The organism is Melioribacteraceae bacterium, assembly GCA_019638015.1.
In the GTDB taxonomy this organism is placed as follows: domain Bacteria; phylum Bacteroidota; class Ignavibacteria; order Ignavibacteriales; family Melioribacteraceae; genus JAHBUP01.
In genome coordinates this window covers 2,578,845-2,593,765 of sequence record JAHBUP010000001.1, presented here as the reverse complement: position 1 = coordinate 2,593,765, position 14,921 = coordinate 2,578,845, and the positions used below count along the sequence as shown (strand labels likewise).

Below are 14,921 nucleotides of genomic sequence, written 5' to 3'. Positions count from 1 at the left end.
CAACTTATTTTCCTATATTAGCAACCCAAATTTTCCGCGGGTTAATCGGCAAGTTAATACCCAACTCCGTCAGGTCCGGAAGGAAGCAGCGGTTAGTATCTAACTTGGGTGATTTTACCCGCGGTTTTTTTTATCCATACATTCTCCTTCAATCTTGTTTCCATTCTAATTAAAAACTATTTTGAAAAGTGTTATTATTACACCGGACAATTAAATTTGTATTACGATTGTAAATTATTAAGCTGAGGTAAGCCCATGAGACCCCGAATCAATTTTTTACTTACTACGATGCTATTAGCATCATTTTTAATGTTTGATCAGTCCAACGCGCAGATATCATTACCAAAATTAATAAGTGATGGAATGGTACTGCAGAGGGATGTAAAACTAACAATATGGGGCTGGGCTTCCTCCGGGGAGAAAGTTGAAATTGATTTTCTTAATAAGAAATATTCGAGCGTGACTGATAAGAATGGTAATTGGAGTATCACAATTCCAAAATTGAAGAGTGGTGGACCATTCGATATGGTCATTAAAGGTAAAAATGAAATCGTGATAAAAAATATTTTGATTGGTGATGTTTGGGTTTGCGGGGGACAATCAAATATGCAGACAAATATGGAACGGATTCGCGATTTATATGAAAGTGAAGTATCAAGTGCAAGCAATGAAAAGATTAGACAATTTATAGTTCCACAGAAATATGATTTTAACCAACCTCGAAAAGATATAAGCGGAGGAAACTGGATCTCTGTTTCACCAAGCACAATTCAAAACTTTAGCGGAGTAGCCTACTTTTTTGCTAAAAAATTGTTTGAAAGATATGGAGTACCTATTGGATTAATAAATACCGCTATCGGGGGAACTCCGGCAGAAGCCTGGGTTAGTGAAGAAACACTTAAAAATTTCCCAACTCATCTTGAGATTCTCAATGAATTTAAAAATGAAAAATTTGTTAATGAAATAATTAGCAATAATGAAAAAATCAGCCGTGAATGGATTTCTAATTTGAACAAAATTGATTTGGGATATGCTTCACAAAGAGATGATAGTTTGGATTTTTTCGAAAACATAAATAATTGGGGTGAGATTAATATCCCCGGATTTTGGGATGAGCAGGGGGTTGGGAAAATTAATGGTTCAGTTTGGTTCATAAAATCGTTTGCGGTGCCTAAATCTATGTTAGGGAAAGAATTAAAACTTTACTTAGGAAGAATTGTTGATAGCGATTCAACATTTATTAATAGCAAATTTGTAGGATCGGTTTCATATCAATATCCGCCAAGAAAATACAAAATACCTGCTGGTTTATTGCATGAAGAAAATAATGAAATTGTGGTTAGGGTAGTGAATAATATAGGACGAGGTGGATTTATAAAAGATAAACCTTATTATATAACCGATGGTGAACAAAAATTGGATTTAAGCGGTGAATGGAAATATAAAGTAGGCGCAATTGTGAATCCTCACCCTCCAACAATTACTGTGCATTACAAACCGACCGGTTTATATAATGGAATGGTTGCCCCTCTATTTAATTATTCTATTAAAGGTGTAATCTGGTATCAAGGGGAATCGAATACCGGAAAAGCAATAGAATACCAGTCTTTGATGCCGGCGCTTATCAACGATTGGCGGAAAAATTGGAAGAATAAAAACTTACCGTTTCTCTATGTTCAGCTTCCCAATTTTATGGAAACAAATAGCGAACCGGTGGAAAGCCAATGGGCTGAACTTCGGGATGCCCAACTTAAAACTTTATCAGTACCAAATACAGGAATGGCCGTAGCTATTGACCTAGGGGAGTGGAATGATATTCATCCTTTCAATAAAAAAGATGTAGGTGAACGACTCGCCCTAGCGGCGCAAAAAATTGCATATAGCAATAAAAAAATTGTTCACTCGGGTCCAATATATAAATCAATGAAAATAAACGACAATTCTGTAATCCTTTCATTTGAAAATGTTGGAAGCGGACTAATGACGAAAGATGGGAAAGAACTAAAATATTTTGCGATTGCAGGTGAAGATGGGAAATATGTTTGGGCGAGTGCAAAGATTGAAAATAATAAAGTTATAGTTTGGAATGATGAGGTGAAAAATCCAAAATTCGTTCGTTATGCATGGGCTAATAATCCCGAGGGGGCTAATCTTTATAATAAGGAGGGACTCCCCGCATCACCATTTCAAGCGGGAAAATAATTAGCAAGTATTAAGAAGTAGTTCCCGGATTATAGTGTTCGTATATAGTTTTTGCTTTTGCTTTACCTACTACTTTAGTTAGTGTTTCAATTGAAGCACTTTTGATTTTTTCGACACTTTCTAACTCTGTTAAAAGTTTCTCGGCAAGTTTACCGCCAATTCCATTTATCTCGGTCAATTCGGTTGTAATTGTTCTTTTACTCCTTCTTTCACGATGAAATGAAATTGCAAAACGGTGAGCCTCATCTCTAAGGTGCTGAAGCAATTTTAAACTTGATGAAGTTTTGGGAATAGATTGAGCTTCCGTGTCATAGGGTAAAAAGACTTCCTCCAATCTTTTTGCTAGCCCAATTACTTCAATATTTGAAAGTCCCAAATTCTTTAATATTTCTATCGCGCTTGATAGTTGTCCCTTACCTCCATCAACCATAACTAAATCGGGCAAATCTTTTTTCTCCTCAACCAATCTTTTATATCTGCGCTCAATAATTTCTCTCATGCTCGCAAAATCGTCAGGACCTTCTACGGTTTTAATTATAAATTTTCTATACAAACTTTTTTTAGGTTTGCCATCAATAAAACAAACCATACTAGCTACCGCGTCTGTTCCCTGCAGATTGCTATTATCAAAACATTCAATAACGCGGGGAAGTTTTTTCAATCGTAAATCTCTTTGAAGTGCGGATAAAACATAGGGAAGATTTCCCTCCTTTTTCATTCTTTGAAGTTGGATCTCTTTTAATTGAAGAATCGCGTTCTGCTTACACATATGAAGTAGTGATTTGGCTTCACTCTGTTTTTGTGGAATAGTAAATGAACATTTTTTACCCGATTTATTATTCAGCCACTCAATGAGCGTATCAGTTTCTTCTGGCTCAATCTCAACAATAATTTCCTTTGGTATTTCAACAAACTCATCATAATAGAACTTTATTATTGATGCATAAATTTTTGATAAATCCTCATTTTCCAATGAAGAAAGATTCATCTGTTTTTTCCCTACAAGTCTGCCGGAGCGGATATTTAGAATTGTAGCGGCAACGTCTTTCCCCTCGTTAGCTGCGCTAATTATATCGCGGTCATCCATATCGGAGCTTACAATTCTTTGTTTAGAAGTATAAACGCTCAACTGCTCAATTTTATCCCGAAGGTCAGCCGCCTTTTCAAATTCCAAATTGGAAGCAAAAACACTCATCTCTTTTTTTAACTCATCAATCAGTTCTGAGGTTTTACCCTTTAATATTTTAATTACCCGGTTTACCTGGTTTTGATAATGCTGGGAAGAAACCAAACCTTCGCATGGTCCTTCACATTTTTTAATATGATAATCCAAACAGATTTTTATTTTTTTCTTTTCGATAGCTTCATTTGTTATATCGTATTTGCAACTTCTAATTTTGAACAGTTTTGAAATCATTCTCAAAGAGTTTTTCATGTTTTTTACATCGGTGTAGGGCCCAAAATATTTTGAACCGTCTCTGATTATAGTTCTGGTCGGAAATATTTGTGGGAATAGTTCATTAGTAACACGGATGTAGGGAAATGTCTTGTCATCTTTAAGGTTAATATTGTAATGAGGTTTGATTTGCTTTATGAGATTATTTTCAAGAACAAGAGCTTCAATTTCGTTAGCTGTAATAATTAGTTCTATATCAGCGATCTTTGAAACAAGAATCGTGGTCTTGGGAGAATCGGTTGATCCGTGAAAATAACTTTTAACCCGGTTTCGCAAGTTCTTTGCTTTCCCAACATATATTATTTTCCCCTTATCATTTTTGTATTGATAAATACCGGGCGAATTGGGAAGGTTTTCTAATTTCTGTTTTAGTAATTCATTCATGTTAAATATTGATTCTCTTACCGTGAAATTAGGTAATTTGGTTTAAAACAAAAAAGGGCTGATAACCAGCCCTTTAAAGGAAAGCAATTTATTTAAAGACGTAATTCTTTGGAATAACCACAATGCCGGTATCGGAAACAGTGAATCTCTTTTTATCTGTCTCAGGATCAAATCCTATTTCTGAACCTTCTGGAACGGAAACATTTTTATCAATAATTACTCGGCGTAAGCGTGAGTGTCTTCCAATTTTGCAATTATCCATAATTATCGAATCTGTAATGTAACTGTAACTGTTAACGCGAACATTAAAACCAATAATGGAACGTTCAACTAATCCGCCGGAGATAATAGTGCCATCAGAAACAAGGGAGTTAATAGCTCGACCAACTCTTTCACCTTCGTGTGAAAGTGTTTTAGCCGGAGGATATTGCTCCTGCTGAGTTCTGAGTGGCCAATCATAATCATATAAATTGAAGTGAGGATTCACACTAATTAAATCCATACTTGCTGCGTAGTAGCTGTCGATTGTTCCTACGTCAACCCAGTAGGGTTCATCCTTTTTATTTTCATCAACAAACCGGTAAGCGTTTATATCATAATTATTCTTAATCATAAATGGTATAATATCTTTGCCAAAATCCAGGTTCGTTATTTTTTCCTTTTCTGTTTTTAGGAAAACTTCCTTTAAAGCGGCAACATTAAAAACATAAATTCCCATATTCACAAATGAATGATCGGGCTTATCAGGTATAACCGGGGGATTCTTAGGTTTTTCTACGAATGATTTTACTCTATAAGCTTCATCAATTTCTATAACACCAAACCTATTTGCCTGCGATTTTGGAACTTGAATACTGGCAATAGATAGATGAGCTTTTTTCTCGATATGGTATTGAATCATTTTAAGGTAATCCATCTTATAAATATGGTCACCAGATAAAATTAATAGCCATTCAAAATGATCATCCTCGAGCAAATTATAATTTTGATGAATTGCGTTCGCTGTGCCCAAATACCAATTGTTACTGGTCTTAAATTGCGGTGGAACAGAGTAGATAAATTCCTTCAACTCCGGATTAAAAATATTCCATGCCTCGTAAAGGTGCCGATTTAGAGAATCTGATTTGTATTGAGTTAACACATAAATTTTTCTCAAACCGGAATTCAAGCAATTTGAGAGGGCAAAATCGATGATACGATATTTGCCGCCAAATGGAACTGATGGCTTTGTTCTGTGCGCAGTTAATGGGAATAATCTTTCTCCAACACCTCCCGCTAAAACCATCGTTAAAGTTTTACGTAAAATCGATGAGCCGGTATATGCCATATTTATCCTGTTTTGATTTCACTAAAATATATTTAATTAATAATTGATTGGCAATCAAAGAAATATGTAACTTTGAAATAATTTCATGTCGCTTTTAGGAATAAAATGATAAACCGAACAAAAGTATTTTTTTTAATCTTGTTATTATTTGCATTTTCTGTGATAATGACAGTTTATCTCTATAATCGTTTTTCCATTTTTCTTGAGGAAGACTATATCTCGAATTCTCTTTCGGCTGTTGAAATTTATGATGACATCGAAACAGAAAATCTCGAGAAATATAACCCGAAATATCAAAGAGATTTAGATGTACTCCTTTATAAAATAAATTTAGAACTTTTTCCTGATGAGAAAGAAATATCTGGTGATGTTACTATCCGCGCCAAAGTGCTTGATAAGTCGATAAATAAAATAGTGCTTAATTTATACGACAATATGAACATTCGGGAAATAAAAGTAAATAAATTCAATGTTAATTATATTCAGAGAGAAAGAACTTTAGAAATATCACCCAACTTTAGTTTAGAAGATACAATTGATGTACGAGTAATCTACAGCGGTTCTCCCCAAAAAAAAGGTTTTGGTTCTTTTAACTTTGATACAGCATCAGGTAAACCATTCATATACACGCTTAATGAGCCGGTTTATGCCTCTACCTGGTTCCCATGTGTTGATCTGCCCGATGATAAAGCATTAGCAGAAATTAATGTAAAAGCTGATTCAACTCTCACAACTGTGTCAAATGGTAAATTAATTAATGTTAAAAAAGAGGGGAACAAAACAATTTACGAATGGAAAACGGTATATCCGATTTCAACTTATCTAATTACTTTTATTACGGGCAACCTTAAATCGTTTGGTGAAAAATACTATTCATCGGCCGGAGATTCACTTCAACTATCATATTTTGCTTTACCAAATAACCTCGATAATGCTAAAAAGGATTTCGCCGATCATAAAAAATATTTAAAGGTGTTTGAAGAATTATTCGGTCCATATCCTTTTCTAAAGGAAAAGTATGGAGTAGCGGAGATTTTATGGAAATATGGAGCTATGGAAAATCAAACAATTACCAGTATTGGATCAAATTTTATTTCCGGAAGAAAATTTTTCTCCGATATGCTCATACATGAATTGGCTCATCACTGGTGGGGAAACTCGGTTGGACCAAAAACCTGGAAAGATATCTGGCTTAATGAAGGATTCGCTACCTATTCCGAAGCACTTTACTGGGAAAAGGAGAGTGGAATTAGCGCTTTAGTCTCAACTATGAGAAGTAAAAAAGGGGATTTCAATTCCGGCACACTTTACAATCCTCAAATCTCTCTTTTTAGTAGCACAATTTATAACAAGGGGGCTTGGGTTCTTCACATGCTTAGAAGGGAAATGGGATCGGAAATGTTTTTTGAATTCCTTAAGGAATACTATAAGACTTTTGCATATAAAAATGCCGATACTTACGACCTAAAGAAAATGACCGAGAAAATCTCCGGAAAAAAACTCGATTACTTTTTCGATCAGTGGGTTTTTAAAGGGGAAGGTATTATTGATATTGAATTTAGCTGGCGAGTGGAAAAGACTGGCAAAAGTTTTTCTTCACAATTATTTATTGATCAATTACAAAATGGCTACGATATTTATAAATTTCCGGTTGATATTAAATTTATTTTTGAAGATGGGACTGAATCTTTAGAACAAGTAAGAGTAGATTCAAGAAAAAGTAGTTTTATATTTGGTTTGAATAAAAAACCGGTTGAAGTAATTTTAGATCCTGATATGTGGCTGCTGGCCAAAATAAATATTTCGAATTAAATAGGTAATATATTGGAGAAGGTTTATGTCTTTATCTCAGACTTACATCTCGGACTACTGGATGAAGATACTGAGAGACAGAGAGAAAAAAAAGTTGTAGATTTCCTAAAAGAAGCCAAAAAAGTATCCGATGAACTTTTTATTATTGGCGATCTTTTTGATTATTGGTTCGAGTATAAAAGAGTTATGCAAAAAGGATTTATTAGAACCTTAGCCGCTTTAGCTGATTATGCCGATGAAGGAAATCAAATTCATTATTTCATTGGTAATCATGATTTTATGCACCGCGATTTTTTTGAGAAAGAAATTGGAGCTAAACTTTACCATGATCCCATTGATATTGTTCTAAATGATAAAAGGTTTTTTATTGGGCACGGCGATGGGCTGGTAAAAAATGACTACGGCTATATTTTCTTGAAATCAATACTAAGGAATAAATTCTTCCAAAAATTGTATTCCTTTGTTCATCCTAACCTGGGTATTAGAATAGCAAGTTCATCAAGTAAAACCAGTAGAAAATATACGGCGAAAAAGAACTATGGCACTATTGATGGACTTTTAGAAACAGCGAAAGAAAAGATTGATGAAGGATTTGATTATGTTCTCTTGGGACACTCCCATTCTAGAGAGAATTTAAATTACAAAAATGGAACCTATATTAACTTGGGAACATGGCTTGATAAACCCTGCTATGGTAAATTTGTTGAAACTTTTGAGATAATTGAATGGAATTAAAATGCAGAATGTAAATACTCCAAATAAAAAAAATGCTCCTAAGAAAAAGAGAAGGCTTTCTTCAACTCTGCTTTACATTTTGGCTGGGATATTTCTCGTAGCTTCAATTTTCTTCTCCCTCTATATATCTGAAGGTCTCCCTTCTCTAGAAGAGCTTGAAAGCCCTCGTTCACAGCTTGCGAGCAATGTGTGGAGTGTCGACGGACAACTCATTGGACAGTTCTTCAGACAAAATAGAGTTGAGGCTAGTATTGATTCTATTCCTCAGCATGTAATTAATGCTCTGATAGCGACAGAGGATAAAAATTTTTATGACCATTGGGGTGTTGATGTTCAGCGGTTTATAAAGGCAATGATTAAAAATGTATTTCTCTTTAAAAGAGAAGGTGCTTCAACTATAACTCAGCAGTTAGCAAAAAATTTATATGAATTAAAAAGAAAACGAGAAAGCTCTTTCGATACAGTTGTTCGAAAAATTAGAGAATGGGTTACCGCAATCCAAATTGAAAAAAATTATACAAAGAAAGAAATATTGGAGATGTATTTAAACATTTCCTGGTTTGGACGGGGAGCTTATGGAATCCAAATGGCCTCGAAAATATACTTCGACAAGAATGTAAATGATCTTAGTGTACTTGATGCCGGGATATTAATTAGTCTCCTTAAATCGGCTGTTATTTATGACCCTTATAATAGGTACGAGAACGCATTCCGAAGAAGAAACCTTGTTATCGATAATATGGTTGCTTCTGAATTCTTAAATGAAGATGAAGCTGCACGGTTAAAACAAGAACCAATTAAGGTTTCGTATAAAAGATTTGAGCAGGGATTTACCGGTACAATTGCACCTCATTTTTTAGAATATATTCGTCAGCAGATGGAAAAGATTTCAGATAAGTATGGCTTCGATTTATATGAAGACGGATTAAATATTTATACTACTCTCGATAGCCGTATGCAAAAAATTGCCAATGATGCGGTAACATTGCATATAAATCCTTACCAAATTCAATTTGATAAGTCCTGGTCCTGGAAAAGTAATGCATCATTATTAAACGAATTAATTGATAGAGCCATTAGATCCAAAAAAGAATATCGAGCCGCTCAATCCGAAGGAGAAAAACGAAGTATCTATAACAGGTTTCTAAAAGACCAAGTATTTGCAGATTCGGTAGGAAATGTGGCCAAACGAATTGAAGTTGGATTTGTTGCACTCGATGTGAAAACTGGAGAAGTTCGTGCGATGGTAGGGGGTAAGAATCAGAAATTCCTCTATGGATTAAACCATGCGACACAAATTAAAAGGCAGCCCGGTTCTTCATTTAAGCCGATTGTTTATGCTACTGCAATAGATAATGGATTATACCCCGCATTCCCAATTCTAAATCAACGTATCAATCACAATGGCTGGAGCCCGGAAAATTTTGATAGAGAAACAAGCGGTTTTACTACACTTAGGCAGGCTATTGCAAAATCATTAAACCTAGTGTCGGCAAGACTGATCGTTGAAGGCCATGCTCCATTATGGAAAATAGGGAATATAGCTGAAAGATTGGGTATAAAAAGTAAATTAGATTTGGTACCTGCGATTTCATTAGGAACTAGTGAAGTTTCACCACTTGAATTAACAAGTGCATTTAGCACAATTGCTAATCACGGAATTTATAATGAACCAATTTCAATCCTGAGGATTGAAGATAAAGATGGGGGATTAATTGAACGGTTCAGTTCATATGCTAGAGAAGCAATATCGGAGGAGACGGCATATATAACTGCAGATATGATGCGCTCGGTTGTTGATAATGGAACCGCGCAGTCAGCAAGATCCATTTATAAATTTCAAAGACCAGCTGGCGGAAAGACCGGAACGACTCAAGCTTATGCCGATACATGGTTTGTCGGGTTCACTCCTCAGATATGTGCAGGAGTTTGGGTTGGTTTTGATGACCACAGAATTAAATTTACAGGCGCATTAGGCCAGGGTGCCAGAGCGGCTTTACCAATTTGGGCAATATTTATGCATGATGTTTATCAAAAATTAAATTTGCCCGTCGAAGATTTTGCCCTTCCGTCTAGCGGAAATGTAGTACCAGTAAAATTTTGCCGCGAATCAATTTTTGAAAATGGAGAACCAAAATTATATTCTTCTGACTGCAAAGGAGGAGTGGTTACAGATTTGGCCAATATCAAAGATATTCCGGAACTATATAATTCTTATAGAGATTCATCCTTTAAGTTTTTCGATCGATACGGATTTAGAGATTCGCTATCCCGTGAGGCTAGGGAAATAAGGTAATTTTGTAAATGGGGAGAATCATATTTATTTTTGAACAGTCATAAAATAATTTTAAAGTTTATTATTGTCCGCATGGCCTAACTTGTCCGCCATAATTTTGGCGGATTGGTAGCGGTTCTAAAAAGAATATATTTAGCGGTAAAATATAGTTTACTTAAAATGGTTTATTGCCCAGATGGCGGAATTGGTATACGCGCTAGTTTCAGGAGCTAGTGAGAGCAATCTCGTAGGGGTTCGAGTCCCCTTCTGGGCACAATTAAATCTCATATTTAGGCTTTTCAAAATTCACATCAACTCATTTCCTGAAAACAAATTTTTAACCTATCTTTTGCTCCAAAAGAATTAATTAACTCAATCAATAAAATGAATTTGGACAGAGCATATAATAGTGCAATTGATTTCGCACAATCACACTACGAAAACTTCCCGGTGATCTCCAAATTTTTACCCAAAGAAATCCGAAAACATATCGCCGTAGTTTATCAATTCGCTCGGCAAGCAGATGATTTAGCCGATGAAGGGGAGGTGAGTGATGAACTTAGAACTAAGAACTTAGAATTGTATGAAAAAAAGCTTGAACTCAGCTTGAATGAAAAGCCTGAAAGTGAGTTCTGGTTTGCGCTTTCCTCAACAATAAAAACAAAAAATTTAACCCCAAAATATTTTTATGATTTAATTGACGCGTTTAAGCAGGATATAGTTAAAAAAAGATATACCGATTCTGAAGAATTATTGAATTATTGCAGTCGTTCTGCGAATCCGGTTGGTAGAATTATTTTAGAACTTTATGAAATAAGAAATGAAAAGGAATTGTTTTATTCTGATCAGATTTGTACCGCCTTACAGCTTACTAATTTTTATCAGGATGTTTCCGTGGATATATTGAAAGGACGGATTTACATTCCGATTACCGAAATGAAAAAGTTTGGACTAGATGATTTCTGGATTATCTCAAAAAAACATGATGAAAACTCCAAAAAACTAGTGACTGAATTGGTTCAGCAAACTGACTCGATGTTTGATGAGGGGAAGAAATTACTCCCCTCCGTTCCCTTTTTATTGAGAATGCAGTTAAAATTAACCATCATCGGGGGTAAAAAGATTTTGGAAAAAATCAAAATGAATGATTATAATGTAGTAGAGAAACGACCGGTTCTTTCACGGAGAGACATTTTAGAATCATTAATTAAATTATTCGTTAAAATTTGATGAATCATTCAAAACAAATAGCTAAAGAAAGCAACAGCAGTTTTTACTACGCATTTTCTCTTTTATCAAAACAAAAGAGGGAGGCGATGAATACTGTTTACGCTTTTTGCCGCAAGACGGATGATATTGTTGATGAGGGGAATGAGTCGGATGATTATAAATATGATCAATTAAAAAAGTGGCGTATAGAATTTGAAAAAGCTTTGCACGGTCACTCACATTATCCTTTATTAAACAAAGTGGCCGAAATTATTCAGCAGTTCAATATTCCCCTTGAGCCTTTTTTTGAACTGATAATAGGTATGGAAATGGACTTGCAGAAAAAACGCTACTTAAATTTCGAAGATCTTGTTCAATATTGTTATAGGGTAGCATCTACTGTTGGATTGATGTGTATCGAAATATTTGGTTATAAAAATGCTTCAACAAAAGAATATGCTGTAAACCTCGGACTCGCGATGCAGATGACGAACATTTTACGCGATGTAAAAAAAGATGCGGAGAATGGGAGAATTTATCTTCCTCAAAAAGATCTTTCTACTTTTAACTATTCGGAAGATGAATTATTAAGAAGTACATATAACAATAATTTCATCAATTTAATGAAGTATGAATCGGAGCGTGCCGAATCGTTTTTCACTAAAGCAAATAACAAGCTGGATTTTGAAGATAAGCCAAGCATGTTCCCGGCGCGCGCCATGCAACATATTTATGCTAAACTCCTGCATAAAATAAAAGCAGAAAATTACGATGTTATGAATAATAGAATTAACGTTGGTAAGGTTGAAAAGGTTACTATTTCGCTGGGTGTGTGGGCAAAATATAACTTAGTTTATTGATGAAAAAAATTTTAATAATTGGCGGTGGTCTTTCCGGTTTAACTTCTGCAGTATATCTCTCAAAACTTAATCATAAAGTTACACTTCTCGAAGCATCCCCAAAATTTGGTGGGAGAACTTATTCTATATTTAATGAAACTAAAAAAGAGTTTTTCGATAACGGTCAACACTTATTGATGGGCTGTTACGAGGAAACTCTTGATTTCCTTAAACTAATGGATGCTGAACATCTTATTGAAATCCAACCTTATCTTGATTTAACCTATGTGGATAAAGACTCAATTCATCATAAGCTTAGAGCAGATAAACTGAATTACCCATTTAACCTTCTTCGGGCAATCCTAAAATTTTCCGGACTCTCATTTAAAGAACGCTTATTGATCATAGATTTTTTGTTGGATATGCTCTGTTGTAACAAGGAAGATTTATCTGATCTTACAGTTTATGATTGGCTTAAATTAAAGGGACAGGGTCAAAATGCTATAAATTCTTTCTGGGAATTATTAACGGTAAGTACACTCAATACAAAAATTGAGGAAGCAAGCGCAGTCATTTTTGATGAGGTTTTGACCCGAATCTTTTTCACAGGCAACGATGCCGCTAAAATTATTTTCCCCAAAACTAATCTAAATCAGTTGTTTGTTGAACCCGCATTGACATTTCTCAAAAATCATAAAAATAATGCAATTCACTCAGAAAAAGTTACTCAGATTAATTTTGAGAACGAATTTGTAAAAAGTATTGTTTCGGAAAGTAGAGTTTACAGTAATTACGATTTTTACATATTTGCGATTCCGATTCATTCACTTCAAAAAATAAAAAATATTGAATCTCAATTATTTCATTCGCATCAAATTGAATATTCTCCTATTGTAAATGCTCACATTTGGTTGAATAGAAATCCATTTACGGAAAGAATTTATGGATTGATGGGTTCTGAGTTACATTGGATTTTTAACAATGGTAATTTTATAAGCCTTACTTCAAGTGCTTCTAACAGGTGGGGCAAAATGGATAAGGAGATAATAATACAAGAAATCTGTTCGGAGATAAAAAAATATTTTCCTATATTCAACAAAGAAATGGTTGAGGATTGGAAAATTATTAAAGAGAAACGCGCAACATTTAGAGCTGATTCGAAAATTTTAGAATTGCGCAAAGCATTTATGTCACAAAAAAATAATCTACTTTTTACCGGTGATTGGGTTGATAACGGATTGCCTGCTACAATTGAAGGGGCAATTATGAATGGTAAAAAAGCCGCAAAAGCAGTAGCCGATGCATAATTAATCGCGAGCTTCATTTTTGAAGCATTTTATATAAATGGTTTACTAAATTAATTTCGGAGGATTTATGGCAGTGCTTAAAGATAAATTGCGGGAAAAAATACTCCTCGAGCGGCCGAGGACAGAAAAATTACTTAAAGAATATGGCAATGTTAAGATTGACGAAGTGACTATTGGACAAGTAATAGGTGGCATGCGTGATATAAAAAGTTTGGTAACAGATATTTCATATCTTGATCCGCAAGAGGGAATTAGATTTCGAGGATTAACTATTCCCGAGGTTTTGGAGAAACTCCCAATTGTCGATAATTCAGAGTATCCATCAGTTGAGGGATTTTTTTCTTTCCTACTAACAGGTGATGTTCCCACACCTGATGAGATAAAAGATATTAGAGCAGATTTCGATAGAAGAAAAGAGGTACCACAATATGTTTTTGATGTAATTCACGCTTTCCCAAAGGATGCTCATCCGATGACAATGTTTTCAGCCGCAATATTGGCTATGCAAAAGGAATCTCTATTCGATAAGGCTTACAAAAAAAATATCAAGAAAAGTGAATATTGGGAATACTATTTCGAAGATTCTATGAATCTACTTGCAAAACTTCCCGAAATCGCCGCTCATATCTACAGATGGAAATATAAAAATGGTGATGTAATTAAGAGTAATCCTACTTTGGGATTTGGCTCAAATTTTGCGCATATGATGGGTATTCCTAGTCCATACGACGATGTTTCAAGGTTATATTTTATCCTGCACTCCGATCACGAAAGCGGCAATGTTAGCGCCCATAGCGGGCATTTAGTTGCAAGCGCACTATCAGATATTTACTACTCAATTAGCGCAATGTTAAACGGCTTAGCCGGTCCATTGCATGGTTTGGCAAATGAAGAAGTTTTACGGTGGCTTCAAGGCGTTTATGAAAAGATGGGTGGTAAAGAACCTACTGAGGATGAAATTAAAAAGTTTGTTTGTGATACCCTTGAGAGTGGACAGGTAATTCCCGGATTCGGTCATGCTGTTTTAAGAAAAACAGATCCCCGCTATACCGCTCAAAGGGAATTTAGTCTAAAACATATTCCCGATGATCCATTATTTAAATATGTCGATCTGCTTTATAAAGTAGTACCAGGTATTTTACTTGAAAAGGGTAAAGCTAAGAACCCATGGCCAAATGTTGATGCTCAATCGGGGGTGATTCAATGGCATTATGGAGTAAAAGAATATGATTTTTACACTGTATTATTTGGAGTTGGTCGAGCATTGGGAGTTTGTAGCAATATTATTTGGGCTCGTGCGCTTGGATATCCACTTGAAAGACCAAAATCATTAACCACAAAAATGCTTGAAGATGCGGCATTTGGTGCTAAATAA

The 14,921-nt window shown here is 35.0% G+C and carries 10 protein-coding genes, 1 tRNA gene and 1 other RNA gene; 10 read left to right on the top strand and 2 right to left on the bottom strand.

Annotated elements, in window-relative coordinates:
* Nucleotides 1-32 precede the first annotated feature (32 nt).
* Together ffs and KF816_11080 are read left to right on the top strand one after the other, a co-directional pair.
* An RNA gene (ffs, locus tag KF816_11085) (signal recognition particle sRNA small type) lies at nt 33-129 on the top strand.
* A 159-nt stretch (nt 130-288) separates the two neighbouring features.
* A complete protein-coding gene (locus tag KF816_11080) occupies nt 289-2,202 on the top strand; it encodes a sialate O-acetylesterase (GenBank protein MBX3008552.1) in 1,914 nt (637 codons plus the stop codon).
* A 10-nt stretch (nt 2,203-2,212) separates the two neighbouring features.
* On the opposite strand, the gene uvrC is transcribed toward KF816_11080, so the two are convergent.
* Both uvrC and glgC read right to left on the bottom strand, forming a co-directional pair.
* Nucleotides 2,213-4,042 carry an excinuclease ABC subunit UvrC gene (gene uvrC / locus KF816_11075; protein ID MBX3008551.1) on the bottom strand — a complete coding sequence of 610 codons (1,830 nt, stop codon included), beginning with the start codon at nt 4,040-4,042 and terminating at the stop codon, nt 2,213-2,215.
* A gap of 88 nt (nt 4,043-4,130) precedes the next feature.
* On the bottom strand, nt 4,131-5,369 hold the full coding sequence (gene glgC / locus KF816_11070; protein ID MBX3008550.1) for a glucose-1-phosphate adenylyltransferase: 1,239 nt from the start codon (nt 5,367-5,369) through the stop codon (nt 4,131-4,133).
* Nucleotides 5,370-5,474: 105 nt separating this feature from the next.
* Between glgC and KF816_11065 the strand changes: the two genes are divergently transcribed.
* The 8 genes from KF816_11065 (at nt 5,475) to KF816_11030 (ending at nt 14,921) form a co-directional block, all read left to right on the top strand.
* Nucleotides 5,475-7,181 (top strand): M1 family metallopeptidase, encoded by a 1,707-nt coding sequence (locus KF816_11065; GenBank protein MBX3008549.1) that lies wholly within the window; start codon nt 5,475-5,477, stop codon nt 7,179-7,181.
* A gap of 12 nt (nt 7,182-7,193) precedes the next feature.
* Nucleotides 7,194-7,916, top strand: coding sequence for a UDP-2,3-diacylglucosamine diphosphatase (locus KF816_11060; GenBank protein ID MBX3008548.1), 723 nt, complete (start codon nt 7,194-7,196; stop codon nt 7,914-7,916).
* Between the two features lies 1 nt (nt 7,917).
* Nucleotides 7,918-10,212, top strand: coding sequence for a PBP1A family penicillin-binding protein (locus KF816_11055; GenBank protein MBX3008547.1), 2,295 nt, complete (start codon nt 7,918-7,920; stop codon nt 10,210-10,212).
* A gap of 169 nt (nt 10,213-10,381) precedes the next feature.
* Nucleotides 10,382-10,465 (top strand) — tRNA-Leu (locus tag KF816_11050).
* Between the two features lie 110 nt (nt 10,466-10,575).
* Nucleotides 10,576-11,421, top strand: a complete 846-nt coding sequence (gene hpnC / locus KF816_11045) for a squalene synthase HpnC (protein MBX3008546.1) — start codon at nt 10,576-10,578, stop codon at nt 11,419-11,421.
* Nucleotides 11,418-12,260, top strand: a complete 843-nt coding sequence (gene hpnD, locus KF816_11040) for a presqualene diphosphate synthase HpnD (protein ID MBX3008545.1) — start codon at nt 11,418-11,420, stop codon at nt 12,258-12,260. Before hpnC ends, hpnD begins: the two co-directional genes overlap by 4 nt.
* On the top strand, nt 12,260-13,546 hold the full coding sequence (gene hpnE, locus KF816_11035; protein ID MBX3008544.1) for a hydroxysqualene dehydroxylase HpnE: 1,287 nt from the start codon (nt 12,260-12,262) through the stop codon (nt 13,544-13,546). The genes hpnD and hpnE overlap by 1 nt, the downstream gene beginning before the upstream one ends.
* A 67-nt stretch (nt 13,547-13,613) precedes the next feature.
* Nucleotides 13,614-14,921: a citrate (Si)-synthase gene (locus tag KF816_11030; GenBank protein MBX3008543.1), complete on the top strand. Its 1,308-nt coding sequence runs from the start codon at nt 13,614-13,616 to the stop codon at nt 14,919-14,921.

Coding starts and splice junctions, on each gene's coding strand:
- KF816_11080 (MBX3008552.1), top strand. CDS start 289: ATGCTATTAGCATCATTTTTAATGTTTGATCAGTCCAACGCGCAGATA.
- uvrC (MBX3008551.1), bottom strand. CDS start 4,042: ATGAATGAATTACTAAAACAGAAATTAGAAAACCTTCCCAATTCGCCC.
- glgC (MBX3008550.1), bottom strand. CDS start 5,369: ATGGCATATACCGGCTCATCGATTTTACGTAAAACTTTAACGATGGTT.
- KF816_11065 (MBX3008549.1), top strand. CDS start 5,475: ATGATAAACCGAACAAAAGTATTTTTTTTAATCTTGTTATTATTTGCA.
- KF816_11055 (MBX3008547.1), top strand. CDS start 7,918: ATGCAGAATGTAAATACTCCAAATAAAAAAAATGCTCCTAAGAAAAAG.
- hpnC (MBX3008546.1), top strand. CDS start 10,576: ATGAATTTGGACAGAGCATATAATAGTGCAATTGATTTCGCACAATCA.
- hpnE (MBX3008544.1), top strand. CDS start 12,260: ATGAAAAAAATTTTAATAATTGGCGGTGGTCTTTCCGGTTTAACTTCT.
- KF816_11030 (MBX3008543.1), top strand. CDS start 13,614: ATGGCAGTGCTTAAAGATAAATTGCGGGAAAAAATACTCCTCGAGCGG.